The sequence below is a fragment of the Streptomyces sp. NPDC101151 genome (assembly GCF_044768335.1).
Taxonomy (GTDB): Bacteria; Actinomycetota; Actinomycetes; order Streptomycetales; family Streptomycetaceae; genus Streptomyces.
On the sequence record NZ_JBIWPP010000004.1, the window covers coordinates 185,324 to 211,013 of the forward strand.

General features: G+C 72.4%; 20 protein-coding genes. 10 read left to right on the forward strand and 10 right to left on the reverse strand.

What is annotated here, in order from left to right; translation table 11 throughout:
* Positions 1–52: 52 nt before the first annotated feature.
* The 8 genes from ACIRU3_RS09295 to ACIRU3_RS09330 are packed head-to-tail and all read right to left on the reverse strand — an operon-like array spanning position 53 to position 7,779.
* A complete protein-coding gene (locus ACIRU3_RS09295; RefSeq protein ID WP_404053679.1) occupies positions 53–1,060 on the reverse strand; it encodes a beta-ketoacyl-ACP synthase III in 1,008 nt (335 codons plus the stop codon).
* Entirely contained in the window at positions 1,057–2,037 is a 981-nt protein-coding gene (locus ACIRU3_RS09300) for a VlmB-like protein (RefSeq protein ID WP_404053681.1), read from the reverse strand. The genes ACIRU3_RS09295 and ACIRU3_RS09300 overlap by 4 nt, the downstream gene beginning before the upstream one ends.
* Entirely contained in the window at positions 2,034–2,582 is a 549-nt protein-coding gene (locus ACIRU3_RS09305; protein WP_404053684.1) for a flavin reductase family protein, read from the reverse strand. The genes ACIRU3_RS09300 and ACIRU3_RS09305 overlap by 4 nt, the downstream gene beginning before the upstream one ends.
* Entirely contained in the window at positions 2,579–3,124 is a 546-nt protein-coding gene (locus ACIRU3_RS09310; protein WP_404053687.1) for a hypothetical protein, read from the reverse strand. Before ACIRU3_RS09310 ends, ACIRU3_RS09305 begins: the two co-directional genes overlap by 4 nt.
* Before the next feature lie 21 nt (positions 3,125–3,145).
* Positions 3,146–3,628, reverse strand: coding sequence for a type II toxin-antitoxin system RatA family toxin (locus ACIRU3_RS09315; RefSeq protein ID WP_404053689.1), 483 nt, complete (start codon positions 3,626–3,628; stop codon positions 3,146–3,148).
* Positions 3,629–3,630: 2 nt separating this feature from the next.
* Complete coding sequence (locus ACIRU3_RS09320) at positions 3,631–4,935, reverse strand: aspartate aminotransferase family protein (RefSeq protein WP_404053692.1); 1,305 nt, start codon at positions 4,933–4,935, stop codon at positions 3,631–3,633.
* A gap of 37 nt (positions 4,936–4,972) precedes the next feature.
* Positions 4,973–6,115, reverse strand: coding sequence for an acyl-CoA dehydrogenase (locus tag ACIRU3_RS09325; RefSeq protein WP_404053695.1), 1,143 nt, complete (start codon positions 6,113–6,115; stop codon positions 4,973–4,975).
* A 32-nt stretch (positions 6,116–6,147) separates the two neighbouring features.
* Positions 6,148–7,779 carry an aldehyde dehydrogenase family protein gene (locus ACIRU3_RS09330; RefSeq protein ID WP_404053697.1) on the reverse strand — a complete coding sequence of 544 codons (1,632 nt, stop codon included), beginning with the start codon at positions 7,777–7,779 and terminating at the stop codon, positions 6,148–6,150.
* 150 nt (positions 7,780–7,929) lie between these two features.
* On the opposite strand from ACIRU3_RS09330, the gene ACIRU3_RS09335 reads away from it, so the two are divergent.
* The 10 genes from ACIRU3_RS09335 (at position 7,930) to ACIRU3_RS09380 (ending at position 23,517) form a co-directional block, all read left to right on the forward strand.
* Positions 7,930–8,229 carry an acyl carrier protein gene (locus ACIRU3_RS09335; protein ID WP_404053700.1) on the forward strand — a complete coding sequence of 100 codons (300 nt, stop codon included), beginning with the start codon at positions 7,930–7,932 and terminating at the stop codon, positions 8,227–8,229.
* 11 nt (positions 8,230–8,240) lie between these two features.
* Positions 8,241–13,952: an SDR family NAD(P)-dependent oxidoreductase gene (locus tag ACIRU3_RS09340; protein ID WP_404053702.1), complete on the forward strand. Its 5,712-nt coding sequence runs from the start codon at positions 8,241–8,243 to the stop codon at positions 13,950–13,952.
* A gap of 21 nt (positions 13,953–13,973) precedes the next feature.
* Positions 13,974–15,587, forward strand: a complete 1,614-nt coding sequence (locus ACIRU3_RS09345) for a fatty acid--CoA ligase (RefSeq protein WP_404053705.1) — start codon at positions 13,974–13,976, stop codon at positions 15,585–15,587.
* The gene (locus tag ACIRU3_RS09350; RefSeq protein WP_404053707.1) at positions 15,584–16,585 is read left to right on the forward strand and encodes an LLM class flavin-dependent oxidoreductase; all 1,002 of its coding nucleotides are present in this window, start codon (positions 15,584–15,586) and stop codon (positions 16,583–16,585) included. The genes ACIRU3_RS09345 and ACIRU3_RS09350 overlap by 4 nt, the downstream gene beginning before the upstream one ends.
* 29 nt (positions 16,586–16,614) lie before the next feature.
* Positions 16,615–17,382, forward strand: a complete 768-nt coding sequence (locus ACIRU3_RS09355) for a thioesterase II family protein (protein ID WP_404054414.1) — start codon at positions 16,615–16,617, stop codon at positions 17,380–17,382.
* 98 nt (positions 17,383–17,480) lie between these two features.
* Positions 17,481–18,500, forward strand: a complete 1,020-nt coding sequence (locus ACIRU3_RS09360) for a ketoacyl-ACP synthase III family protein (protein WP_404053709.1) — start codon at positions 17,481–17,483, stop codon at positions 18,498–18,500.
* A 17-nt stretch (positions 18,501–18,517) separates the two neighbouring features.
* The gene (locus tag ACIRU3_RS09365) at positions 18,518–19,969 is read left to right on the forward strand and encodes an MFS transporter (RefSeq protein ID WP_404053711.1); all 1,452 of its coding nucleotides are present in this window, start codon (positions 18,518–18,520) and stop codon (positions 19,967–19,969) included.
* Between the two features lie 503 nt (positions 19,970–20,472).
* Positions 20,473–21,423 carry a diacylglycerol/lipid kinase family protein gene (locus ACIRU3_RS09370; RefSeq protein WP_404053713.1) on the forward strand — a complete coding sequence of 317 codons (951 nt, stop codon included), beginning with the start codon at positions 20,473–20,475 and terminating at the stop codon, positions 21,421–21,423.
* Positions 21,424–21,485: 62 nt separating this feature from the next.
* Positions 21,486–21,854 (forward strand): nuclear transport factor 2 family protein, encoded by a 369-nt coding sequence (locus tag ACIRU3_RS09375; RefSeq protein WP_404053716.1) that lies wholly within the window; start codon positions 21,486–21,488, stop codon positions 21,852–21,854.
* Between the two features lie 94 nt (positions 21,855–21,948).
* Complete coding sequence (locus ACIRU3_RS09380) at positions 21,949–23,517, forward strand: MmgE/PrpD family protein (RefSeq protein ID WP_404053718.1); 1,569 nt, start codon at positions 21,949–21,951, stop codon at positions 23,515–23,517.
* 30 nt (positions 23,518–23,547) lie between these two features.
* On the opposite strand, the gene ACIRU3_RS09385 is transcribed toward ACIRU3_RS09380, so the two are convergent.
* Together ACIRU3_RS09385 and ACIRU3_RS09390 are read right to left on the reverse strand one after the other, a co-directional pair.
* Positions 23,548–24,840 carry an NB-ARC domain-containing protein gene (locus ACIRU3_RS09385; protein ID WP_404053719.1) on the reverse strand — a complete coding sequence of 431 codons (1,293 nt, stop codon included), beginning with the start codon at positions 24,838–24,840 and terminating at the stop codon, positions 23,548–23,550.
* A gap of 64 nt (positions 24,841–24,904) precedes the next feature.
* Complete coding sequence (locus tag ACIRU3_RS09390; protein WP_404053722.1) at positions 24,905–25,687, reverse strand: GntR family transcriptional regulator; 783 nt, start codon at positions 25,685–25,687, stop codon at positions 24,905–24,907.
* Positions 25,688–25,690 lie beyond the last annotated feature (3 nt).

Here is a 25,690-nt window from a genome sequence, read left to right on the forward strand (position 1 = left end):
TCGAAGGCGTACGCACCCCGCGTACCGCTGAATATGAGTGACTGACGGTCGGTCAGATGGTTTGCAGCTCGGGCCAGACGAGGGTGGCGGCACCCCATGACAGGCCTCCGCCGAACGCGGTGAGCAGCACCCGGTGGCCGGTGGCGAGCCGGCCCTCGGCGGTGGCCTCGGCGAGCAGCAGCGGAATCGAGGCGGCGCCGGTGTTGCCGACCCGCGCGATGTTGCTCAGCTGCCGCTCGGCGGGGATGCCGAGCCGGTCCGAAACGGCCTCCAGGATCCGGGCGTTGGCCTGGTGGGCCACGAACCGGTCGACGTCGTCCAGCCGCCATCCGCTCCGCTCGGCGGCCTCGGTGGACGCGGCGGTCATGCGCTCCACCGCATGCCGGTAGGTGTCCCGGCCGAGCATCCGGAAGTAGTGGTCCTCCGAGGCGATGGGCCGGTCGGTGGACCGCTGCCGGGAGCCGCCTGCCGGTACCTCGATCAGATGGCTCAGCTCGCCGTCACTGCCGAGCACCAGCGGGCCGATCGCCCCGGGTTCGTCGGCCGAGCCGGCGCGCAGCACCACCGCGCCCGCACCGTCCGCGAAGATCACCGCGGTGGTGCGGTCCTCGGGGTTGATGATCGTGGTGAAGGCGTCCGCCGCGATCAGCAGCACCCGGTCCGCGACCCCGGCCGCGATCAGCCCCGCGGCCGAGGCCAGGCCGTACAGGAACCCGGAACAGACGGCCGCCACGTCGAAGGCGGGCACCTGCCCGAGCCCCAGCCGCGCGGCCACCTGAGGTGCGGTCGCCGGGCAGGGCTGGTCCGGGGTGGTGGTGGCCAGCACCACCGCCCCCACCTGCTCGTCGCCCGCCGACTTCAGCGCCCTCAGGCCCGCCTCCACCGCAAGATCGCCGGTGGAGGTGCCCGGGGTGATGAAGTTGCGCTCGACGATGCCGGTGCGCGTCCGGATCCAGGCGTCGGAGGTGTCCAGCCGCTGGGCCAGATCGTCGTTGGTCACCACGTTGGGCGGGACGTACGACCCGATGCCGCTGATGACCGCGGCCCGCCCGGTGCTCATGCGCCGGCCTCCGAGGCGAGGACCTCGACCGGCAGGCCCATGTACTTCATGCGGACCTCGGCCATCTCGTCGGTCCACTGCTCGGCCATGTCGTAGCGCTGCTCGGCGGTGGTGTCGAGGAGCCGGACGCCCGGCCAGACCTCGTAGTCGCCGATCAGATCGGCGTGCTCGAACATGCCCTGCTGGAACAGCTCCTCGCGGTGGATGACGAACTCCCGGTCCGGGATCTCGTCCCACAGCTTCACGCCCGAGCGCAGGATCTCCAGCAGCCGCGGCCGGTACTCCGGGTGTTCGACGATGTGGTCGCGCAGGATGGTGCTGGCCACGGTGAGGTGGCGGATCTCGTCGATGGCGGTGCCGCGTGAGATCTCGCCGGTCGCCGGGGACAGCGGGGTCCACTTGCGCTCGCTCAGCTCCGCCGCCGGGGCGAGCACGCCCTCGATGATGATGGCGAAGACGGCGACCCCGCCGGGGAAGTCGGCCTGGTCGCGGACGATGTCCAGGGTGAAGTCCACCACCGGGTCCAGGACCCGCTTGCGGTAGTCCCGGGCCATCTCCTCGATGTCCTTGAGCAGCGTGTTCGCCGGGACGCCCAGCTCCACCAGGTGCTGGCGGAAGACCCGGGCGTGCCGGGCCTCGTCGATCAGCTGGGTGGCGTAGAACTCCATCTGGGGGATGCCGGGCGCGACCGCCACGTAGTGCCCGAGCAGCCGGGTGGCCAGTTCCTCGGCCAGCGCCCGGAAGCCGAACTCCAGCACCAGCGCCTCGCGCAGCGGGCCGGGTGCCTTCAGGAAGTCCGGGGTGATCGCGTTCTCGTGGTGGCCGGTCACCCCGCGGTCGCGCAACGTGCCCTGGGCCACCGAGGTGATCCAGTAGGCGAGGTCGCACTCCTCGGGGCCGAGGGTCAGTTCCTTCGCGCCGTCCAGCAGACCGGGCGCCTTGTCCCAGTCCGCCTCAGGAGCAACGGGTGCGGTCATGACGCGGCGGCCTCCTTCGCCGGACGCAGGGAGCCGGCGAACAGCCCGCCGGCGTAACTGAACAGGGGGAGCTGCGCGTTGTCGGCGGTGGCACGGACGACGTGGCCGAGCAGCAGCTCGCTGTCGCCCGCCGCGTGCGCCGAGTGGAACCGGCAGACGTAGTGGGCGAGCGCGCCCGCGACCAGCGGGGCGTGCGCGTACCGGTCCGCCGTCCAGGCCAGGCCCGCGAAGGCCGCGTCGCCGTCGGGCCGGCCGCTCTCGGCGAACCGCCGGGCCACGTCGGCCTGGTCGCCGCCGAGCACATTGATGGCGAACCGGCCCTCGGCGGCCGCCCGCCGGGCGAACGAGGACCCGGCCCGCAGCACCACCCCGACCAGCAGCGGCGCGCGGGAGACGAGGGTGACCGTGCTGGCGGTGGTGCCGTGCATCCGGTCCTCGGGTCCGGTGGTCAGCACCGACACCGGGGAGGCCAGGTGGTACAGGGCACGGCGGCGTTCGTCCGGGTCCTGCCGGATCGGACGACGGACGTCGGTCGCGGTGGTCATCGCACGGCCTCCGCTTCCTTCTCCCGCACCGGGCGGACGGCCGGCGCCGGGATGTGCCCGACCGGCACCGGGTCCATGGCGTGCCCGACCGGCTTCGGGTGGGGCAGCCCCAGGTCGTCGAGCAGCCGCAGATAGCCCTCCTGGCGCACCGGCTCGAAGGGCAGCGCGAAGGACTTCATGAAGTTGCCGAACAGGCCGCGGTCGCCGAACAGATGGAACGGCAGCACCAGCAGCGCCCACTCGGGCTTGACCAGCCAGCACCACAGCGCGGCCACCGCGCCCTGCGTGATGAGGCTGTGCATGACGTTGTAGAGGACGTAGTACGCCTTGGGGATCGGCCGGCCGCCGCTCTTGCGGAACGCGATGGCGCCGGGGATGTAGCCGATCAGGTCGATGTAGAGGAACAGTCCGATCGCCGGCAGCCAGCGGATGTCGCTGAAGTGGTAGACGATCAGGGCGGTGGTGACGGCGAGGCCCACCAGGTACTCGGCGCGGTGCAGCGAGTACGTGCGCGGTGTCTCGAACGGGTTCGCCTGGTCCATGGTCAGCTCCTCGGCGGATTCCTAGGCGCCGACCGCGGCGGGCGCGGTGAGTGCGATGCCGCCCTGGATGCGCACGGCCGGGTACAGCCCGGTCAGCGCCCAGGCGACGGTCTCCTTGATGACCCGCTCGGCGATCGGGTCGAGGATGCCCTCCAGGCTCGGGATGCCGAAGTCGAAGTCGGCGTCGAAGCGGACCGTCACATCGGCCCCGTTCTGCTGGACCGACCAGGTACCGCAGAAGGAGTCGAAGTCGCCGTCGGACTGCTCGAAGCGGATCTCGCCGCTCTCCGGCAGCACAGTGTCGTCTTCGGTCCAGCGCAGCAGGCCGCTGCGGAAGTGCAGCTCCCAGCTGGAGGAGGCGGTGGGGTCGGGGTAGGAGGCGTGCACGGTGGTCGCGTTGACGTGGGGCGCCAGGTCCGGGTACTTCTCCCAGCGCCTTACGGCGTGCAGGACCGTTTCGGCCTGCTCCGCGGGTATCAGGGCATCGAGTTCGACGTGCCGCACGATCAGTTACCGCCTTCCGGCATCTTGGCCGCGCCCCTGATGAGGTCGCGGGTGGCGAGGTCGAAGGAGTTGACGAGGAAGTCCACGTCGGTGTCGTCCAGCACGGCGGGCGGGGTGAACCGCACCACCGAGCTGCCGTTCATGGAGTGATTGGCGACCACGCCGTGGTTGAACAGCTCGATCAGCAGCTCGCCGGCGAGGCCGGCCTCCACGAGCTCGACGCCGATGAGCAGACCCCGGCCGCGCACGTCCACGACCAGCTCGGGGATGTTGCGGTGGGCGACCTCCGCGATCCGCGGCAGCAGCCGGGCGCCGAGGTCCATGGCCCGGGTGACCAGGCGTTCCTCCTTGACGGCGCGGATCGCGCCCTGCACCGCGGCCATCAGCACCGGCTGCCCGGAGAAGGTGGCCGTGTGGACGTAGGGGTCCTTGTCGAAGGGGCGGAACGCCTTGCGGGTGGCGACGGCTGCCGACACCGGCATCACCCCGCCGCCGAGCGCCTTGCCGGCGAGCAGGACGTCCGGGACGACGCCCTCGATGTCGGCGCCCCACCACTCGCCGAGCCGTCCGAAGCCGGACTGCACCTCGTCGAGGATCAGGAAGCCCTCGTACTCGCGGACCAGCTCCTCGACCCGCTTCAGGTAGCCCTTGGGCGGGAGGATCACCCCGCCCTCGCCCTGCACCGGCTCCAGGATCACGCACATCTCGCCCGGGTGCGCCCTCAGTTCGGCTTCCAGAGCGTCGGCGTCGCCGAACGGCAGGTGCTGGAAGTCGGGGACGAGCGGGCGGAACGGCGCCTGGTAGACGTCCTTCGCGGTCGCCGACAGCGCGCCCAGGGTCTTGCCGTGGTAGCCGCCGCGCATCGAGATGGTCCGCTTGAACCCGCCCGCGCGGGCCAGCTTCAGGCCGGTCTCCACCGCCTCCGCGCCGGACAGTGCGAAGTGCACACGGTCGAGGCCGGGCGGCAGTACGGACACCAGGGCCTCGGCGGCACGCGCCACCGTCGGCTCCAGCAGGATGCGGGTCGCGGTGGGGTGGGTGCGCAGCTGGCGCTCCACCTCCTCCATGACGATCGGGTGCCGGGCGCCCATGACGAAGACGCCGTAGCCGCCGGCGTTCAGGAAGCGCTCACCGTCACTGGTGGTGAGCCAGGCGCCCTCCGACGCCACCTCCATGTGGCTGCCGAACAGCTCGGCGAGCGTGGCCCGGCCCTTGCTGAGGTGGGCCCGGTACAGCCCGAGGATCTCCGCCTCGTCGTCGACGGCGGACGCCGCCGGGGCATTCGGGGATTCCTGGATGACGGTCACGTGTCGCTCACTCCAAAGATGTGGGGATGACAGCTGCTCAGGCCAGGACCAGCGGGCCCCCGGCGAAGTACCGCAGCAGCGGATCGGCGGCGGCGAGCCGGGAGGGCGGGTGGAAGGCGAGGGCGCGGGTCGCGGCGGCCGTCTGGGCGCTCCCCGGGTTGCTGATGAAGTCCAGGCCGCCGAGCAGCTCAAGGGCGCGGGCCACGATGTCCGGCAGCGCGTTCTGCACGGCGTACCGGGCGACCAGCACGCGGGCCACCGACTCCTCGTCGCCCGGCTCCTGGCCGGTGCCGCGGGCCACGCCCTCCAGCAGGGCGAGGGCGGTCTCCATGTCGACGGCGAGCGCGGCCCGCTCCTCGACGCTGCCCCGCTGCCGCTCCAGGACCTGCTCCACCAGGGCGGCGGCGGAGCCCGCGTACCCGGCGGAGATCAGCATCTCGAACCAGACGAACCCGGCCGACTGCAGGTCGTCGAGGCGGGTGGGGTCGTCGGCGCCGGCCCGGACGACCATCTCGGCCGGGACGAACACGTCCTCCAGACGGACCTCGTCGCTCTCCGCGCCGGCCAGCAGGTCGTTGCCCCAGAACGGGTGCACGGACATGCCGGGCGCGTCGGCGGGCACCAGCGCGAGCGCCAGCTCGGGCTCGCCGCCCTCCTCGCCGTGGATGGCGATGGACGCGGTGAGAAGGCTCATCGAACGGGAGAGGCTGCACGGCTTCTTCGCACCGGACAGCAGGAACCCGCCCTCGACCGGACGCGCGGTCACGGCCGGCTTCAGGATGTTCTGCGCGGTACGGCCCTCGGCCCAGCCGGAGGCCATCACCTGCTGGTCCGGCACGATCCGGTGCAGCAGCTCGGTCTGCGCGCCGGTGAGCCGGCCCGCCTTGACCGCCAGTGAGTACAGCATGGCGGCGGTGAAGTGGTGCATGGACACGGCGGCGACGAGCGACGGCGACAGCGCACCGAGGGCCAGCTGGACACGCAGTGCCTCCAGCGGGGCCGCGCCGTGGCCGCCGTAGTACTCGGGTATGAGCAGACCGACCCCGCCGTGGATGCGGAACAGGTCGATCACCGGACTGCCGGGCCGCTCCCGCTCGGCGTACGGAATCTGCTCCAGCTCCTTGAGCAGTCCGGGGTGGAACCGTTCGCAGACGGTCCGGGCAGCATCGAGGGAACGCACGGGAAACCTCCGGAAGACTTCGGGACGGGCGGTCAGGCGCCGAAGACCGCGTCGTACGGGCTCACGTCGCGGGCGATGCTGACTCCCTGGATGTGGGAGGTCTTGAGCATCGGGTAGTTGGCCTCGCCGAAGGCGCCACCGGTGCGGCCGGTGCCGCCGTGGCTCGGCAGGTAGGGCAGGAAGCCGATGTGCGAGTCGTTGACCTTGAGCAGACCGCCGTTGACCACGCGGCGCACGAAGGTCTCGATGACGTGGTCCGAACGTGACCACAGGGAGTTGCGCAGCCCGTAGTCGTTGCTGTTGACGAACTGCAGGAAGGACTCGAGGAGAGCGTCGTCGTTGTCGCGTTCGGCGACCACGATCGGGACGAGAGGGAAGAACGTCTCCTCGCGGACCACGTCGTACGTCCGGGCCCGGTCCAGGCCGTCCACCCGCAGCACCGTCGGCTGCAGGAAGACACCCGTCTCGGACACCGTGCCGTCGACCTCGGTGCGGTTGCCGCCGGTGACCAGCTCGGCGCCGTTGTCCAGCGCCTGGCGCAGCAGCCGGAAGAAGCGCTCGCTGCGCCGGACCGGCGACAGCAGCACGTCCTCCTCCTCGGGCAGGCCCGGCTTGATGCCCTTGACCTGCTCCTTCACCTCGGCGATCAGCGCCTGAGCGATCTCCGGGTGGACCAGCACGTAGTTGGGCACCATGCAGATCTGCCCGGAGCCGTAGAACGCCTCCGTGATGGCCTCCGCCGCCCACTTCACGTCGGCGTCCTTCCACACCACGATGCCGTCGTTGCCGGCCAGTTCGAGGATCGGCTTCTTGCCGTGCGCCACGCACTGCTGCTCGAAGCGCAGGCCCTCCTGGCTGCCGCCGATGTAGAAGATGTCGTTGATCAGCGGGTCGGCGATCCAGCGGTCCATCGTCTGCTTCGGGTTGGAGCACACCGCGTTGAGCACACCGGCCGGCGCGTCGATCTCCTCCAGCAGCGGGGCGACGATGTCGCGCAGCAGCCACATGGTGGACAGCGCGATGCTGCGGGGCGACCGCACCACGACGGCGTTGCCCGCCATCAGCGCCAGCACGGACAGGGCGGCGCTGGGCAGCGGGGCGTTCTGCGGCGGGTTGAAGGCGACCACGCCGTCGGGCTGGCGGTGCAGGATCAGCTTGCGGCCGTTGTACTCCTTCTCGACCCGCATCTGCTTCAGGTACCAGCGCAGGGAGCCCGGGGCGTAGATCTGCAGCAGGCAGCTCAGCTCCCAGCGGGCCAGCTTCACGGGGTGGGACTCGGCGACCAGCATGCGCAGGAACTCGTCCTGGTGCTTGATCAGTTCCTCGCGGAACCGGGTGCCCAGCCGCATCCGCCGCTCCAGCGGTACGGCCGCCCAGTCGGGGGCGGCCGCGGCGGCCGCCTGGGTCGCCAGGTCGATGGCGGCGTCGTCCGCGATCGCGCAGCGCCCCACGACATAGGGATGCTTGGCCGCCTCGGACTCCGGGTCCTGTTCGAGGGAGCGCTTCAGGCTGACGCTCGTGAACACGTCTTCCAGCAGGGAACGCCCACTGACGGTGTAGACCCACCCGTCCCCGGCGACGTCCTTGCCCGCGATGTAGAGGTCGTAACTCTTGAATTTGGAAGGTGCCTCGGCACTCTCCTCCTGCGCTGCTTCGCGAAGCATCTTCAGCCTTTCAGCTCTGGCGAGTGGATTTCTTGAAGCAATGCGAGCCTGACAGCGGAATCTGACCCCGCGCTGACGCCCCACTGACCGCGCTGATCCAGCCAACGAAGGTGTCAGCGGGACGTCAGCCGGCGCTGCTTGCATGACCGCATGCCACCTGTTGACAGCACGATCCAGCGGTTGCGGGACCTGCCGCGCAGTGAAGTCGCCGAAGAAATCGAGTCAATCGCCCTGAAGAAATTCAAGGCTGTACTTCTCATGGACGACGCCGAGGATCTTCCCGTCGACGTCAGCTATTTCGATCTCGGCCTCACCTCGTTGCGGCTGACCGAGATACGACAGAGCCTCGAGCAGCTCCTGGATCTGTCGATCAACGTCAACGTGCTTTTCAACGAGCCGACGATCGCCCACCTCGTGGACCACCTGACCCAGGCCATCCAGGAAGCTTGAGGAGTCGTTCCATGCCGCGTAAGGAATCAGAGCAGGCGCCCGAGCCGGTCGCGATCGTCGGAATCGGTCTGCGGTTCCCCGGCGGCAGCGGCTCGCCCGACGAGTTCGACGCCTTCCTGAAGGAGGGCCGCAGCGGAATCGGCCCGATCCCCCGGGACCGCTGGGACGTCGACGCGTTCACCCCCGAGGGCCCCGACGACAAGGGCAAGATCATCGCCTCGGGCGGCGGGTTCCTGGACCGCATCGACCTGTTCGACGCCGGCTTCTTCAACATCTCCCCGAAGGAAGCCCGGTACATGGACCCCCAGCAGCGGCTGCTGCTGGAGACCGCCTGGCAGGCCCTGGAGCACGCGGGCATCGACCCGGCGCCGCTGCGCCGCGGCAACGGCGGCGTGTACATCGGCGCCAGCTCCATCGACTACGCACTGGAACTGGACTCGCTGCCGTACGAGGAGCTGGACGGCCATCTGGCCTCCGGCATCACCATGTTCCCGCTGTCCGGCCGGCTCTCGTACTTCCTCGGCTGGCGCGGTCCGAGCATGAGCGTCGACACCGCCTGCTCGTCCTCGCTGGTCGCCCTGCACCTCGCGGTACAGGCGCTGCGCGGCGGCGAGACCGACATCGCGCTGTGCGGCGGCGTCAACGCCCTGCACCACCCGCGCATCCCGGTGATGTTCTCCAACGCGCAGATGCTCGCCCCGGACGGGCAGTGCAAGACCTTCGACGAGTCCGCCGACGGCTACGCGCGCGCCGAGGGCTGCGGCCTCCTCGTCCTCAAGCGGCTCTCCGACGCCGAACGCGACGGCGACCGGGTGCTCGCCCTGGTCCGCGGCACCGCCGTCGGCCAGGACGGCGACAGCGCCGGCCTGACCGTGCCCAACGGTCCCGCCCAGGAGAAGGTCATCCGCAGCGCCCTGGCCACCGCCCGCCTCACGCCCGAGGACATCCAGTACGTCGAGGCGCACGGCACCGGCACCCCGCTCGGCGACCCCATCGAGTTCGGCGCCATCGGCGACGTGTTCGTCGACTCCCACACCAAGGACCAGCCGGTGCTGGTCGGCTCGGTGAAGACCAACCTCGGTCACATGGAGCCCGCCTCCGGCATCGTCGGCGTCATCAAGACCGTGCTCCAGATGCGCTCCGGCACCATCTACCCGCACATCAACCTCAAGGCCCCCTCCGGGCGCATCCCGTGGGACCTCTACCCGCTCCGGGTGCCCACGGAGTGCGAGCCCTGGAAGGCCGACGTCCGGCGCGCGGTCGTCAACAGCTTCGGGTTCGCCGGGACCATCGGCGCGGTGGTCCTGGAGCAGGCACCCGAGCCGGCCACCCGGCCGGAGGAAGCGGACGGTGCGGCTCCGCTGTTCACCCTGTCCGCCAAGAACACCACAGCCCTGCGCGAACTGGCCGCCGAGTACCGGCAGTTGCTGGACGACCGGCCCGGACTCTCCCTGCCGGCGCTCACGCACAGCGCCAACACCACCCGCACCCACCACCCCTACCGCGTCGCCGCCCCCGTCGCCGACCGCGCCGCACTCGTCCGGCTCCTCGACAAGACCGTCGAGACCGAGCACGAGGGACCCACGGGCATCCGCAAGACCGCGTTCATGTTCACCGGCCAGGGCTCCCAGTACGCCGGCATGGGCGCCGCCCTCTACCACGCCCTCCCCGTCTTCCGCGAGCACGTCGACGCGTGCGACCGGCTGTTCGCCGGGCCCCTCGGCCGCTCCGTGCGCGAGCTGCTGCTCGGCACCGCCGCCGACCCCGAGGCGATCGACCGCACCGAGTACACCCAGCCCGCCCTGTTCACCCTGGAGTACGCCCTCGCCCAGCAGTGGATGGCCTGGGGCGTGCGCCCGAACGTGCTCATCGGGCACAGCATCGGCGAGGTCGTCGCCGCCGCCGTGGCCGGCCTGTTCAGCCTGGCCGACGCCATCACGCTGGTCGCCGCCCGCGCCCGGCTGATGCAGGCCGTGCGCACCGAGGGCGGCATGGCCGCCGTCACCGCCCCCGTCGAGGAGGTCGCCCCGCTGCTGGAGGGCCACGACGACCTCGCCCTGGCCGGGATCAACGCCCCCGACCAGACGGTGATCTCCGGTGCCACCGCCGCCCTCGACGAGGTCGTCGCCGTCCTCACCGGCCGGGGGGTTCGCGTCGACCGCCTCAAGGTCTCGCACGCCTTCCACTCCCCGCTGATGGCCGAGGTCTACGACGACTTCCGCGCCGCCCTGGACGGCATCACCTTCCACGAGCCGAAGATCAGCCTCATCTCCAACGTCACCGGCCGCCTCGCCCGGTTCCGCGAGATCGGCGACCCCGACTACTGGGTGCGGCACATCGGCGAACCCGTCCGCTTCCTCGACGGCATCCGGGCCGTCGCCAAGCGCGGCCGGCACGCCCTGATCGAGGTGGGCCCGCAGGCCGGACTCACCGCGCTCGCCCGGCGCGGCGTCACGGTCGAGGACCATGTGTGGCTGGCCAGCCTGCGCCGCCGCGACACCACCACCTCGACCACCCTGACCGCGCTCGCCGACTACTACGCGGCCGGGCTGGGCGTCTCCTGGACCGACTACCACGCAGGACGTCCCGTGCCCGCGCGGGTGGACCTGCCGACCTACGCCTTCCAGCGCAAGCGCTACTGGCTGCCCTCCGTCACGCCCCGCAGGGCGGCCGCGGGCGGCAGCGCACGGCACCTGCTGCTCGGCATCGAGGAGCGGTTCGCCAGCGGAGTGCGCGAGTTCAACGCGGAGTTCACCACCGAAGAACTCGGCGCGCTCGCCGACCTCGCCGACGGCGGCCGTACCGTGCTGCCGGCCGGCGCCTACGTCGACCTGCTGCTCGCCGTGCAGGACGCGGTCCAGGGCCACGCCCGCTCCGCCGTCCGCGACCTGAAGCTGCTCGCACCGCTGGAGCTGCCCGCCGAGACCCTGACCGCGCTGACCACCCGCTGGCGGCCGCGCCCGGGCGGCGGCGCCGAGGTGGAGGTGTTCACGGTCGTCGGCGGCGAGGAGAACCTGCACGCCACCGCCGTGGTCGCCGCCGAACGCGAACCCCTCGTGCCCGTGTCCGAACTGGCCGAGCTGGACGCCACGCTGGCGCCGGCCGGACAGCGGATCGACGACGAGGACATCTACACCGACCTCGCCTCCGTCGGCCGCCCGCAGGGTCCCCGGATGCGGCTGCTGCTGCGTGCCGCCCGGCACGGCGACGGGCTGGTCACCGGCGAGCTGACCGGCCGCGACGCCTCCGCCGTCGAGCATGTCCCGGCGGAGCTGCTCGAGGCCGCCGCGCAGGCCCTGGTCGTCCTCGACCCCGAGGGCCCGGTGTTCGTGCCGCGCGAGATCGCCTCCGTACGGCACTTCCGCAAGCCGCGCGGCGAGAACCTGCGCGTCCTCGCCCGGGTCCGCGGCGAGCAGGACCGGCGGCTGGCGGACGTGCTGCTGCTGGAGAACGGCGACCCGGTCGCCGAGCTGCTCGGCGTCCGCATGGTCCGGCCCGAGGGCCGTACCGGGCGCCGCCAGTTCCTGCACCGCCCCGACTGGGTGCGCCGGGCGCTGCCCGCCAAGGAGCACGCACCGGCCCGGCACGTCGTCCTGCTCGACCCGGCCGCCGCACGCGCCGCCGAACTCGCCGCCGAGCCCGGCCTGAAGGTCACCTGGCTGACCGACCTCGCCGAGCTGAAGACCGTACTCGACGACCAGACCGTCACCGACGTCTGCCGGGTCTGGCGGACGCGCCCCGAGGAGATGTCCGTGGCGCGGCTGCGTGCCGAGTGCGAGGACAACTACCGCGAACTCCTCGCCGTGGTCGGTGCGCTGGACGCGGCGGCACTGTCCCGGCCGCCCCGGTTGTGGCTGGTCACCCAGGGCGCCCAGCCGCTGCCCGGAGACCCCGCCGGCGACGGCGGTCACCTCGCCGCCGCCACCCTGTGGGGCTTCGGCCGGGTGGTGCTCACCGAGTACCCGCAGTACCGGGCCACCCTCGTCGACCTCGCCCCGGGCAGCGGCCTGACCCCGCTGCTGGAGGAGTGGCGGGCCGAGCCCGCCGGCGAGTACCAGGTCGCCTACCGTCCGGGCCGGCGCTACGTCCGCCGTCTGCTCGCCGGCGACGACTCGCTGCACTGGACCGGCGACTACGAGCTGCGCGCTGCCGAGTCCGGCGACCTGTCCGACCTGATGCCGGCTCCCGCCGGCGACCGCGCGCCCGGTGACGGCGAGGTGCAGCTCCGCGTCCGGCTGGTCGGGCTGACCGCCGAGGACGCCCGCTCCGCGCTGGACACCGGACGCGCCGAACGCGAGGAGCTAGAGGAGTCCGAGGAGGACGCGCCCCCGCCCGTGCTCGGCCGCACCGCTCACGGCACGGTCGTCGCGGTGGGAGCGGGCGCCGGGTTCGCCCCGGGCGACGAGGTTCTGGTCCGCCACGAGGGCACCTTCCGTTCCACGCTCACGCTGCCCTCGGCGGCCGTGGTGCACGCCCCGCTGCCCGAACCCGGCGACGGCACCCGCCACTTCCGCCTCGACGAGACCGGCGAGGCACTGCGCACCACGCTGGCCGACCCCACCGGACAGGCCTGGGTGACACTGCCCGACGATCCCACGGCCGACCGGCGACCTCCCGTCGAAGAGCGCCCGGCCGGTCTGCGCACCGACCGCACCTATCTCGTCACCGGCGGCCTCGGCGGCCTCGGTCTCGCCACCGCCCGCAAGCTGGCCGAACTGGGCGCCAAGCACCTGACCCTGGTCAGCCGCAGCGGCAAGCCCGCCCCGGAGGCCGCGCCGCTGCTCGCCGAGCTCGCCGAGGAGGCCGACGTCGACATCGTCCGCGCTGACCTCGGCCGCACCGAGGACGTCGCACGGCTGGTGCGCCATCTGCAGGCCGGGCAGCACTCCCTCGGCGGCATCGTCCACGCGGCCGGCGGCTCCTACGAGGAGCGACTGATCTCCGAACTGACCTGGGAGTCCGTCGAGGACCAGCTCGAAGCGAAGGCGTACGGCGGCTGGCTGCTCCACGAGGCCACCGAACAGGCCTTCCCCGACCTGGACTTCTTCGTCGTCTACTCCTCGGTCTCCTCGGTGCTCGGCGGCTTCGTCGCCCAGAGCCACTACGCCGCGGGCAACGCGGCCCTCGACGGCCTCGCCGACTGGCGCGCCCGCCGCGGCCTGCCGGGACTCGCCCTCAACTGGAGTTCCTGGTCCCGGGTCGGCATGTCCTCGCGGATGAACGACGTCCTCATCCAGGAGCTGGAGCGCGGCGGCGTCCATCTGTTCTCGCCGACCAGGGCCCTCAACACCCTGGTCAGCCTCTGGGACCGGCCGCGAAGCCAGCGCGTCGTGGGCGACTTCGACTGGGACCGCTACATGGCCGGCCGGGTCACCGGCGACCTGTTCTTCGACCGCCTCGCCCGGCAGGCCCCCGAGGACGACGGCGGCCTCGACCTCGCCGCGCTCGCCGCCCTGCCCCCGGAGGAACGCACGACGGCCATCACCGGCGTGGTCCGAGAGAAGGTCGCCGCCGTGCTGCATCTGGAGGAGGGCGACGAGCTGGATCCGAACACCGAGTTCGTGTCGCTGGGCCTGGACTCGCTGATGGCCCAGCAGGTCAAGTCCGGCCTGGAGCAGGCGTTCCGGCTGCCTCTGCCGGCCTCGCTCACCCACGACCACCCGACGGTACGGCAGCTCGCCGGCTTCCTCGGCGAGCGGCTCGGCCCGGCACCGGCTGCGTGACGGACGTAAGGACACACCACCATGACTGACATCCCCAGCGGCACACCGAGGGAGCGCTGGACGCTCCACCACTCCTCCCGGGCCCATGCCGGGAGCCGCCCGGACCACCCGGCGATCATCTGCGACGGCCGGGTCACCACCTACGAGAAGCTCCACCGCGACAGCAACCGCGCCGCGCACGCCCTGCGGACCTGCGGTGTCCGGCGCGGCGACCGGATCGCCTACCTGGGCCGCGAGTCGGAGAACTACTACCTGGTGATGATCGCCTGCGCCAAGGCGGGCGCGGTCCTGGTCCCGGTCAACTGGCGGCTCACCCCGAACGAGGTCGACCACATCCTGCGCGACTCCGGCGCGGCGCTGATCTTCGTCGACGACGAGTTCTGGGACACCGTCGCCACCGTCCGCCACCAGCTGCGCGGACTGCGCAAGGTGATCCGGATCGACGGCACCGACGCCGACGGCGAGCCCGCCCGCGGCGCCGGCCTGCCCGCCTGGACCGCCGACCAGCCCGAGACGGACCTCACGCCCGGCACCGGCCCGGACGACGCGGTCATCCAGATCTACACCAGCGGCACGACCGGCCTGCCCAAGGGCGCGGTCCTCGCCCACCGCAGCTTCTTCACGCTGCCGCACGCGAGCCGCGAGCTGGGCGTCGACTGGATCGACTGGCTGCCCGACGACGTCGGCCTGATCTCGCTGCCCGGCTTCGGCGTCGCCGGCATCGGCTGGTTCCTGCACACCTTCAACGCCGGCGGCACCAACGTGATCATGCCGCAGTTCGACCCGCAGGAGGCCGTACGCCTCATCCGCACCCACCGCGTCACGACCACCTTCGCCGCACCGGCCATGCTTCAGGCGATGGCCGCCGAACGCGGCGCGGGGCCCCAGGCGTTCACCTCCCTGCGCAAGATCGCCTACGGTGCGGCGCCCATGTCGGAAACACTGCTCAAGCAGTGCCTGGAGACGTACGGCTGTGAGTTCGCGCAGATCTACGCCAGTACCGAGACCGGCAGCGTGGCGGTGTGCCTGCCGCCCGGGGCCCACCACCCCGGCAGCACCAAGCTCACCTCGGTCGGCAAGCCCTGCCCGGGCAACGAGATCAAGGTGATCGGCCCCGACGGCGACACCCTGCCGTCCGGAGCCATCGGCCAGATCTGCGTCCGCGCCCCGTCACGGATGCTCGGCTACTGGAACCTGCCCGACGCCACCGCCCGCACCCTGGTGGGGGATTGGCTGTACATGGGCGACGCCGGCTACCTCGACGAGGACGGCTACCTCCACCTGTGCGACCGCATCAACGACACGATCATCGTCGCAGGCCAGAACATCTACCCGGCCGAGGTCGAGAAGGCGCTGGCCGCCCATCCCGCGGTCGCCGACGCGGCCGTCGTCGGACTGCCCGACGAGCGCTGGGGCGAGAGCGTGCACGCCGTCGTCGTCCTGCGGCCCGGCGCGAGCGCCACCCCCCGGGAACTTCTGCTGTCCCTGCGGGGCCGCATCGCCGACTACAAGATCCCGGGCACCTACCACTTCACCGACTCCCTCCCGCGCAACCCCTCGGGGAAGATCCTGCGGCGCGCGGTGCGGGAGCAGCTGACGACACCGGCCAGGCACCCACTCGGGAGTTCAGTGTGACCTCAACTCGGATCGGCATCCTCCTCCCCACCCGGGAGCAGGCCATCAACGGCACCTACGCGGCAGCCCCGTTGCTGGACTTCGCCCGTCAGGCGGAAGCGCTGGGCTTCGACTCCCTGTGGGCCGGCGACTCCCTCACCGCCCGCCCCCGGCTCGACCCCCTGGTCGTCCTCTCCGCAGCGGCCGCCGCCACCCGGCACATCGCGGTCGGCACCGCGGCCCTCACCCCGGCCCTGCGCCACCCCCTGATCGGCGCCAACATGGTCGCGAGCCTCAGCCATGTCGCCGCCGACCGGCTGATCCTCGGGCTCGGCTCCGGGTTCCCCATGGCCGAGACCGAGGAGGAGTTCGCCTCCGTCGGCGCCTCCTTCCAGGGCCGCGTGGGCCGCCTCGACGAGATCACCGCACTGTGGCGCACCGCCTGGCGGTCCGGCAAGGAGAGCGAACCCGCCGAGTTCCAGGGCAGGTTCTGGCAGGCCGAGCACCTGGACCGGCTGCCCTCGCCCGCCGTCGCCGGCGGGCCGCCCCTGTGGCTGGCGGGCAGCGACACCCCCAAGGTCCTCGCCCGCGCGGCGACCCGCTACGACGGCTGGCTGCCGTTCCTCCCCGACGTCGAGGCCTACGACCGCGCCCGCCGCCGGCTGGCCGAACTCGCCGAGGAGGCCGGCCGTGGTCCGGACGCCGTGACACCCGCGCTGTACGCCACGGTCACGGTCAACAGCGACGAGTCGGCCGCCAAGGCCGAGCTGGAGCACTACATCAGCCACTACTACGGCCGCTCGCTGGAGCAGATGAGCAGCATCCAGGCCTACGCCTGGGGCAGCGCCGAGAAGTGCGCCGAGTGGCTCGGCGGCTATGTCCGGGCCGGCGCCCGGCACCTGGTCGTGCGGATCGGATCCCTCGACCCCGAGCCGCAGTTGAAGGAGATCGCCGAGGTACTGCTGCCCGCCGTACGCGCCCTCGGCCAGCCGACCACCGTTGGGAGTACACAGCCGTGACCAGTGCCATCACCGCCCTCGGCCAGGACATGTCCCGTGCGGGGCAGTGGTTCCACCCCGTCGAGGCCTCGCCCGAAGCCTCGATCCGCTTGTTCATGCTGCCGCACGCGGGCAGCGGCGCCATCATCTACCGGGACTGGGAGCGCCTGCTGCCGCCGGAGATATCCCCCCAGGCGGTGACCCTGCCCGGCCGCCACAACCGCCGGGACGAGCCGACCTACGAGGAGTTCGCGTCGCTGCTCGACGCCCTGCACGAGGCCGTGCTCGACGACCTCGACGACCGCCCCTTCGCCCTGTTCGGGCACTGCCTCGGCGCCCAGCTGGCGTTCCGGCTGGCCATCCGCATGGAGGAGGAGGGCGGCCGGACGCCCATCATGATCGGCACCTCCGGCTGGTCCCCCGAGGGCTTCTTCAAGCCCACCGAGGAGCAGAGCCGGATGCCGGAGCCCGAACTCATCCAGTGGATCAAGAAGTTGGGCTCGTTCCCGGCGGAGATCTACGACAACCCCGAGATGCTCGCCCTCGTGGTGCCCGCGCTCCGCTCCGACCTCCGGGTCGCCGCCGAGTACGACGACGACGGCGCCGGGGTCGGCTGCCCGCTCGCCTCCTACGGCGGCCGGTCCGACCCGCTTCAGGAGCACGCGGACGCCATGTCCCACTGGGCCGGGCGCACCCCCACGTACCTGGGCCACAACGAGTACCCCGGCGGCCACTTCTACATCGACACCCACGCCCAGGCCGTCACCGCCCACTTCGCCCACCGCCTGCTGCGCATCGCTGCGACCCAGCCGGCCTGACACACCCCCCGGCAGCGGCCGCGACTCCCGTCGGCCGCTGCCACCCGCGCTCGCGAACTGACCAGCGCCGGCGCCCCGAGAGGAAGGATGGAGATGCCATGAAGGTGGAAAACGACCTGTTCATCGCCTCGGCCGCCTCCTGGCTGCCGGACCTCCGCCCGCTGAGCGACGTCGTCGCGCAGGGCCTCGTCGACGAGGAGCACCGCAACCTCGGCTACGAGTCGATAGCGGTGGCCGAGGGGATCTCCGGGCCGGAGATGGCGGTGCGCGCCGGCCGGCTGGCACTGGAGCGGGGCGGGATCGACCGCGCGGAGGTGGGCCTCGTCCTGCACTCCTTCTGCGGCTACCAGGGCCATGAGATGTGGCCCGCCGCGTCCTACGTCGCCAACGAGACCGTCGGGCCCGCGGCGCCCGCCTTCGAGATCCAGCAGCGCTGCGCCGCCGGGCTCGGCTCGCTGTGCCTGGCCGCCGCGCAGATCACCGCCGGCTTCACCGATGCCGCTCTGCTCACCACCGGCGACAACTTCGCCCCGCCGTGGGTGGACCGGTGGAACGCCCAGCTCAACCTGATCTTCGCCGACGGCGGCAGCGCGCTGCTGCTCTCCCGCCGGCCGGGCTTCGCACGGGTGGTCGCAGCCCGCATGGGCGCCGACAACTCGCTGGAGCGCTGGAACCGGGGCCTGGAGCCCTTCGGATCCGCGCCCGGCCGGGAGCAGCCGTTGCGGCTGCGCGAGCGCGGCCTCCAGCACGCGGCCACCCCGGAGGCCTCGGGCTCCTGGGACCGGTACTCGGCCGCGCTCTCGGACACCAGCGCGCGCGTCCTCGCCGAGGCCGGTGTCTCCGTCGAGGACATAGCCCGTGTGGTCGTACCGCTCATACACCGCGGTGAGGCCCCGGAGAACTACGAGTACCTGGGGTTCACCGAGAAGCAGAGCACCTGGGATCTCGGCCGCCGGGTCGGGCACATCGGCGCCGGCGACCAGTTCCTGGGACTCGAACACCTCGTCAAGCAGCGGTCCGTGGGCCCCGGCGACCTCGTCCTGATGGTCGCCGCAGGCGCCGGCTTCAGCTTCTCCGCCGCGGTGGTGGAGATCCTCGAGGTCCCCGAATGGCGTTAAGAAAGGAACCGTCGACCATGTCCCTGCAGCAAGCGCGGACACCCGCCGCGGAGGCCCGGAAGCGGGCACCGGCCACCCCGCACTGGGCCACCCTCCCGCTCATCCTGGTGGGCACGTTCGTCATCACGCTGGACGTCTTCATCGTCAACGTGGCCATCCCCGAGACCCAGCGGGATCTGCACGCGAGCGCGTCCGCGGTCGAGTTCGTGGTCGCCGGATACGCCCTCGCCTACGCGGCCGGGCTGATCACCGGCGGCCGCCTCGGCGATCTCTACGGCCGGCGGAGGATGTTCCTGCTGGGCGTGGCCCTGTTCACCCTCTCCTCCGCGTGGGCCGGCATGGCGCCCACCGCCGGACAGCTCGTCGTCGCCCGGGTCGCCCAGGGCCTGTCCTCCGCGCTGATGGGCCCGCAGGTCCTGGCCATCATCGGCGTCACCTACGAGGGCCAGGCCCGGGTCCGGGCCTTCAACGCGTTCGGCCTGACCATGGGTCTGGCAGGCGTCTTCGGACAGCTCATCGGAGGCCTGCTGATCCACGCGGACATCGCCGGCCTCGGCTGGCGCACCTGCTTCCTGGTCAACGTGCCCGTGGGCATCGCCGCGCTGCTGCTCGGGCCGCGCCTGATCCCCGAGTCCCGGGCCCAGGGCCGGGCCCGGCTGGACCCGCTCGGCATGGTGCTGGTCTCCGCCGGCCTGGTCGCCGTGGTCCTGCCGCTGGCCGAGGGGCAGCAGCAGGGCTGGCCGCTGTGGACGTGGCTGTGCCTGGCCGCTTCCCCGGTGCTGCTGGTGCTCTTCGCCGTCCAGCAACGGCGCCTCGCGGCCTCGGGCGGCAGTCCCCTCGTCGACCCGGCGCTGTTCCGGCAGCGGCCGTTCACGGTCGGTGTCGTCACCGGTGTCGTCTACTACTCGGGCATGTCCTCCTTCTTCCTGGTTCTTGCCCTCTATCTGCAGGCGGGTGTGGGGCTCAGCGCCCTGGAGTCCGGGCTCGTCTTCCTGCCGCTCGGCGTCGGATTCCTGGCCATCTCCCTGCAGGCCCGCCGGATCGCCGCACTGCTCGGCCGTCAGGTCCTCGCGGTCGGCGCGCTGGTGCTGCTCGCCGGGCTGGGCGGGCTCTGGGCCGCGGTGGACCACATCGGCACCCACGGTTCCGTGGCCTGGCTGGTGCCCGGCCTGATGGTCGGCGGCGCGGGCATGGCCATGGTGATGGCCCCGCTGGCCTCCGTCGCCCTGGCCGGCACGGACCCGCGTTACGCCGGATCCGCCTCGGGCGTGCTGTCCACGGCCGCCCAGGTCGGCGGCGCGGTGGGGGTGGCCGGGGTCGGCGTGATCTTCTACCACGTCCTCGGCGACGCGCTCAGCACCCAGGCCTACGCGGACGGCTTCGTCGCCAGCCTCTGGCTGCTCGGCCCGCTGGCGCTGCTGGTGGCAGTCCTGGTCCAGTTCATCCCGAAGCCGAAACAGGCCGCCTGATCCCTCCGGGCCGCCCGGGAACCCGGTGGGCGCACGGGAGACCACGCCCCGTCGCGCCCACCGGCACGTGCGAGGGGGCCGGTCCCGGTACGGCGCCCACCGTTCCCGCGCGGGCCGGGTGCGATCCGCACGGACCCCGCGCCCGCACCGGTCCCCTGCCCTGGCGCGGCGACCCTCCGTGGTGTGTCTTCTGCGGCGGGGGATCCCCAAGGGTTCCGCGCTGCCTGGGCCGGTGCGCGTACGTGTACGGACCGGACCGGCACCCGAACCCGTGCGTTCTCGTGGCGCCCGAACCCGTGCTCCCGAGGGCCGGGAGTACGGACCGCGGTCCACGCCGTCCGGCCCCGGCCGGTCCGTCCGGGGCGGCGCCCGCGGCCCGTGCGGCCGCGTCAGGTGCGTGTCAGGCCGAGGTCAGCGCCGGTTGAGAGAGTCGTAGCCGACGCACGCCGAAGCCACCGCCCCGGCCCGCCGCCGGTGCGGCCGACGTGAGGAGAACGCCCGACATGGCAGACACCGCAGCCCCAGGTCCCTCCCGGGCACTGATCGTGGCCAACCCGGCCTCCGGCAGTCACAGCCCGGAACTCGTCCGCCAAGTCGAGGAGTTGTGCCGCACCTGCCTGGAGCGCACCGAGGTCCATCTCACCACCGCCCCGGGCGACGCGACCAGCGCCGTACGCCGGGCGCTGGAGTGGACGGAGGTCGCCCCCGACCTGGTCGTGGCCATCGGCGGCGACGGCACGGTCCGCGAGGTCGTCCAGGGACTCGTGCCGGCCGCCGGCCGTGTCACCCTGGCCGTCGTGCCGGGCGGCACCGGCAACTCCGGCTACAAGATGCTGTGGGGCGACCGGCCCTGGAGCGAGTCCCTGAAGGCGGTCCTGACCGACTACGGCATCGGCGGGAGTGCCCGGCTGCGCCGTCTGGACCTGGCCCGCCTCGCCGAGACCCGCAACTACGTCTATCTGGGCGCCTGTTCGGGGGTGATCGCCGACGCGCTGATCACCGCCCGGGACCTGCCGCTGACCGGACGCGAGCGTTACGCCCGCGCCTTCGCCGACACGGCCGCCGGCTACCCGCCCTATCCGGGCCGGGTCACCGTCGACGGCCGGGTGGTGCACGAGGGCCCCACGGTCCTCGCCAACGTCGGCGGCGGCCGGTACCGCGGCGGCCGGTTCCTGGTGCTGCCGGACTCGCTGCTCGACGACGGACTGCTCGACGTCTGCGTGATCGGCGGCGAGATCCCCGCTGCGGACGTACCCGAACTGACCCTGAACGCCGCGCACATGGAGCACCGGGCGACCGTGTACGCGCGTGGCCGCAGGATCACCGTCGAACGCACCGACGGCGGGCGGCTGCCGCTGGAGCACGACGGCGAGTACCAGCACGGCATCGGCGCCTCGGCCACCTTCGAGGTGCTCCCGGGAGTCCTCCCGGTCTGGGCGCCGGCCACCCCCTGAAGCCCGTACGAAGCCACCTGTCAGAAGAACAAGTCAAGCAAGTCACAGAGGAGAACACCCGCATGAGCGACCTGACCACCACCGTTTCCCGTTACCTCGACATCTGGAACGAGGCGGACGCCGACAAGCGCGCCGCGGCCATCGCCGAGCTGTTCACCGCCGATGCCCCGTACATCGACCCGCTCGCGGCGGTCGAGGGTCCCGAGGGCTTCGGGGCCGTGGTGGCCGGTGCCCGTGACCAGTTCAAGGGCCTCTCCTTCGAGCTGCACGGTGCTGTCGACGCCCACCACAACCAGGCCCGCTTCCAGTGGGGCCTGGTGACCGAGCCGGGCGCCGAGCCGATCGCCATCGGCTTCGACGTCATGGTCATCAACGACGAGGGCAAGATCAAGGCCGTCTACGGCTTCCTGGACAAGGTCCCGGCCGCCTAGGACCCACACACACCGCGGGAGCACCGGGGCGACGGTGCTCCCGCGGTCGTGTGCCCACCTTCGACGCATGCACGGCAAGGAAGGTAGCCGCCTCATGACCGCTGTCCTCGGGGAGAGCGTCGCCCGGGCCCTGTGCGCCGACTGGGCCGAGCAGGCCGACACCCTGCCCCGGGCCGCCCGCGGCCGCACACCCGTCGACACCCCGTTGCGCGAACTCTCGCACTGGGCCGCCGCGTTGCGCCCGCAGGACATCCCGTGCCGGGTGCTGAAGCTCGCCGCGAGCCAGGTGCTGTCGCAGATCGCCTCCATCCGGGCGGGCCTCCAGCACCCCCTCGGCAGAAAGCTGGTGGCCGCCTTCGGACACCCCATGCAGCGCGACCCGCGGCAGGCCGCCGGCGTCTTCGCCGCGCTCGGCTCCTGGCTCAACCTGGACGACACCGCCTACGCCGGGCACCTGTCGAACTCCACGGTCGCCGTCCCGCTCGCCTTCGCCTACGCCCGACAGCTGGACGGGCTCTCATTGCTCACCGCGGTGGTCGCGGCCAATGAGTGCGCGGCCCGCATCACCGCCTCCGCGACCCTCGGCCCGCTGCGCGGCCAGAGCGCCGTGCACACCCACCTGGCCGGCGCGGTCGCGGGCCGCCTGCACAGCGACCGGGCCCCCGCCGCCCTGTTCGAGGATGCGTTCGGACTGGCCTTCGCCATGCCCAACTGGCCGCTGATGCGCGCCTTCCTCGCCAGCGATGCCCGTCTGTTCAACACCTTCACCCCGGTGCGCACGGCGATGGACGCCTGCGACGCGGCGTACGCGGGGCTGCGCGGGGCACCCGACATCATGGAGCACGACGACGGCTTCCTGGCCCGGTTCGCGACGGTGCCGCTGCCGCAGGCGGTGGCGAAGGGGCTGGGCCGCCGCTGGCACACCGACACGCTGTCGTTCAAGATGCACCCCGGCGGGCCCGGCATCGACGCGGCGGTGGACTGTGCCGCCGAGATCCACCGGGAACTCGGCGCCGTCAGGCCGCAGGACGTGGCCGAAGTGGTCGTCGAGGCCTCCCTGTACACGCTGTTCGCGGGGGAGCGGGCCGCGCAGTACGTCAGCGGCCCCGGTTCCCCGCTGGGCGCGCTGGTCCTGGACGTTCCCTATCCCGTGGCCACCACTTTGCTCACCGGAGAGTTCTCGGTGGACGACTTCTCCCCGCCCTATCTGGACGAGCCCGACCGCTGGGCGCTGGCCAAGCGGACCCGGCTGGTGCACGACACCGAGATGACCCGCGAACTGTTCCTGTCCGACGCACCGTTCGGTGAGGCCGTGCGCGAGGCCGGGGAGCTGGCCGTGCCGTGGCTGCGCGGCTTCGGCGGAGACGAACTCGTGGATCTGATCGGCGCGTTGCAGGCCGACGACCGGGACTTCTCCCGGTCCACCAAGGCCACCGGCGCCCGGGTCACCGTACGCCTGACGGACGGCCGTACGGTCTCCCGTACCCGGCTGATCCCGGTGGGCGCCGCAGGTCCGGAGACCAGGGCGGGCCACGCCGAGCTGGTGCGGGAGAAGTTCCTGTCGGTCGGCGGCTCGCAGCAGGTGGCCGACACCGTCGACCGGCTGCACCGGATGCGGCCGCGCGCGGTACGCCGCTGGATCGAGACGGCGTTCCTGGACTGACCCTCCGTGCCGCAGCTGTCCGCCGAGCCCCTACAGGGGGTGCAGGGACCGTACCTGTGGCAGTACGGCGCCGTGTGCCACGTACAGGCGCACGGCGTCGTACAGGCGGTAGCGGACCTGTCCGTTCCGGTCCGGCTCGCCGGCCTGGATCATCTGGCGGTGCAGCAGCTCCTCCAGCAGGTCCACGGCGAGCCGTCGGGACGGTGTCACCCGGGACATCATCTGCTCGATCCCGAAGTCGCCGCGCACCGGCTCCAGTTGGTGCAGCGAGGTTCGCAACGGAGGCGGCAGCAGCCGGTAGTAGGCGGTCACGCTCGTCTGCAGGGACAGGTCCCCGATGTGCAGCGAGCGCAGCCGGTCGCTCTCGTCCGCCAGCCGGTCCGCGAGATCGTGCAGGGACCGGTGCGGGCGCGCCGTGAGCCACAGGCCGGCGATGTGCAGGGCCAGCGGCAGCCCCGCGCAGAACTCCGCGATGCTCAGCGCCGCCTGGCGTTCGGCCCGGACCCGGGCGGCGCCCACCAGGTCCGTCAGCATTCGGTGGGCGTCCTGCCGGTCCAGGGCGCCTGTCCGGCGGCGGAACCGGTCGGGCAGCGCGGACAGTTCGCGCCGCGCGGCCACCAGCACCGCGCTCCGTCCGCCGTCCACGAGCAGCGGTCGCACCTGCGCCTCGCTGTCGACGTTGTCCAGGACCACGAGCACGCGCCGTCTGCTGAGCGCGTCCCGCAGCCGGGCGTGTGCCTCCTCCGGGCTCTCCGCGGCCGCGGCGCCGCCGAGGGAGCGCAGGATCCGGCGGACGAGCACGTCCGAGGTGAAGGGGAGCGAGGAGGCGGGGTGCAGGTCGACGAAGACCTGTCCGTCCGGGAACCGGCCGCGCACCTCGTGCGCGGCCCGCAGCACCAGCGAGGTCTTCCCGGCCCCGGGGGGTCCGACCACGACGGCGGGCCCGCCCCGACCCTCGGGCCGCGCGAGATGGGCCGTCAGGTCCGCCACCAGCGCACCCCGCCCGACCAGCCGCCGGCCGGGCGCGGCAGGCAGCTCCGCCGGTACGGTCCCGTCCCAGGGAGCGGGCGGGTGCCCGGTGCGGGGCAGCCGGAGTAACCGCCCGGCCTCGCGGGACGGGAGCCCGAGCGCCTCCGCCAGGAGCAGCAGCGACTGCTTGCGGGGGCGGGCGGTGTGGCCGGTCTCCAGGTTGCGGATGGCCCGCACGCTCAGCCCCGACCGCTCCGCCAGCTCCCCCTGGGTGAGGCAGGCCGCCTCGCGGGCCCGGACCAGCGCGGCGGCCAGACCGTCCGGGCCGGCCGCGGCGTGGAGCGGACCGGTCACTGCACCCCCCTGGATCGACATCCCTCGGATCGACTGAACCGCCTGGACCGCCTGGACCGACGGGTCACCGGGCTCCGGAACGCCCGGGTGCCGGCCGGCGCAGGGCGGCGACGAACTTGTAGCGGGAGCCCCGGTACACCGAGCGCACCCACTCCACCGGTCTGCCTTCCGCGTCCCGTGAGTGCCGGGACAGCAGCAGCATCGGCAGGCCCACGTCGGTGGCGAGCAGATGGGCCTCCCGCGGGGTCGAAAGCGAGGTCTCGATCGTCTCGTCGGCCTCCGCGAGATGGACGCCGTACACCTCGGCGAGGGCCGTGTACAGGGACGGGTACGTCGTCAGCGACTGCCGCAGCCCGGGAAAGCGCCGTGCGGACAGATGAGTCGTCTCGATCGCCATGGGGTCGCCGCTGGCGAGCCGCAGCCGCTCGATGCGCAGGACGCGTTCGCCGACACCGATGCCGAGGAGGCCGGACAGCTTGGCGTCCGCCGCGACCTCGCCGATGTCCAGCATCTGGGAGGCGGGCTCCAGGCCCTGGGCGCGCATGTCCTCGGTGTGCGAGGTGAGCTGGAGGGTCCGGTACAGCTTGGGCTGGGCGACGAAGGTGCCCTTGCCCTGGATGCGGTCGAGCCGCCCTTCTCCGACCAGCTCCTGCAGCGCCTGCCGGACGGTGGTGCGTGAGGTGCCCAGCCGGACGGCGAGCAGACGTTCCGCGGGCATGGCCGAGCCGGGCTCCAGCGCCTGCGTCATCTCCAGCACCTGCTGCTTGATCCGGTAGTACTTCGGCACGCGCGCGGTGCGGCCGGGCCCCCCGGTGGGGTGCTGGGCGCTGCTGACGTCGGTGGCCATGCC

Bases quoted from the DNA above. Each gene is read 5' to 3' on its own strand.
- ACIRU3_RS09295 (WP_404053679.1), bottom strand. From the start codon at position 1,060: ATGAGCACCGGGCGGGCCGCGGTCATCAGCGGCATCGGGTCGTACGTC.
- ACIRU3_RS09370 (WP_404053713.1), top strand. From the start codon at position 20,473: ATGGCAGACACCGCAGCCCCAGGTCCCTCCCGGGCACTGATCGTGGCC.
- ACIRU3_RS09300 (WP_404053681.1), bottom strand. From the start codon at position 2,037: ATGACCGCACCCGTTGCTCCTGAGGCGGACTGGGACAAGGCGCCCGGT.
- ACIRU3_RS09345 (WP_404053705.1), top strand. From the start codon at position 13,974: ATGACTGACATCCCCAGCGGCACACCGAGGGAGCGCTGGACGCTCCAC.
- ACIRU3_RS09390 (WP_404053722.1), bottom strand. From the start codon at position 25,687: ATGGCCACCGACGTCAGCAGCGCCCAGCACCCCACCGGGGGGCCCGGC.
- ACIRU3_RS09380 (WP_404053718.1), top strand. From the start codon at position 21,949: ATGACCGCTGTCCTCGGGGAGAGCGTCGCCCGGGCCCTGTGCGCCGAC.
- ACIRU3_RS09375 (WP_404053716.1), top strand. From the start codon at position 21,486: ATGAGCGACCTGACCACCACCGTTTCCCGTTACCTCGACATCTGGAAC.
- ACIRU3_RS09365 (WP_404053711.1), top strand. From the start codon at position 18,518: ATGTCCCTGCAGCAAGCGCGGACACCCGCCGCGGAGGCCCGGAAGCGG.
- ACIRU3_RS09360 (WP_404053709.1), top strand. From the start codon at position 17,481: ATGAAGGTGGAAAACGACCTGTTCATCGCCTCGGCCGCCTCCTGGCTG.
- ACIRU3_RS09305 (WP_404053684.1), bottom strand. From the start codon at position 2,582: ATGACCACCGCGACCGACGTCCGTCGTCCGATCCGGCAGGACCCGGAC.
- ACIRU3_RS09340 (WP_404053702.1), top strand. From the start codon at position 8,241: ATGCCGCGTAAGGAATCAGAGCAGGCGCCCGAGCCGGTCGCGATCGTC.
- ACIRU3_RS09310 (WP_404053687.1), bottom strand. From the start codon at position 3,124: ATGGACCAGGCGAACCCGTTCGAGACACCGCGCACGTACTCGCTGCAC.
- ACIRU3_RS09335 (WP_404053700.1), top strand. From the start codon at position 7,930: ATGCCACCTGTTGACAGCACGATCCAGCGGTTGCGGGACCTGCCGCGC.
- ACIRU3_RS09355 (WP_404054414.1), top strand. From the start codon at position 16,615: ATGTCCCGTGCGGGGCAGTGGTTCCACCCCGTCGAGGCCTCGCCCGAA.
- ACIRU3_RS09330 (WP_404053697.1), bottom strand. From the start codon at position 7,779: ATGCTTCGCGAAGCAGCGCAGGAGGAGAGTGCCGAGGCACCTTCCAAA.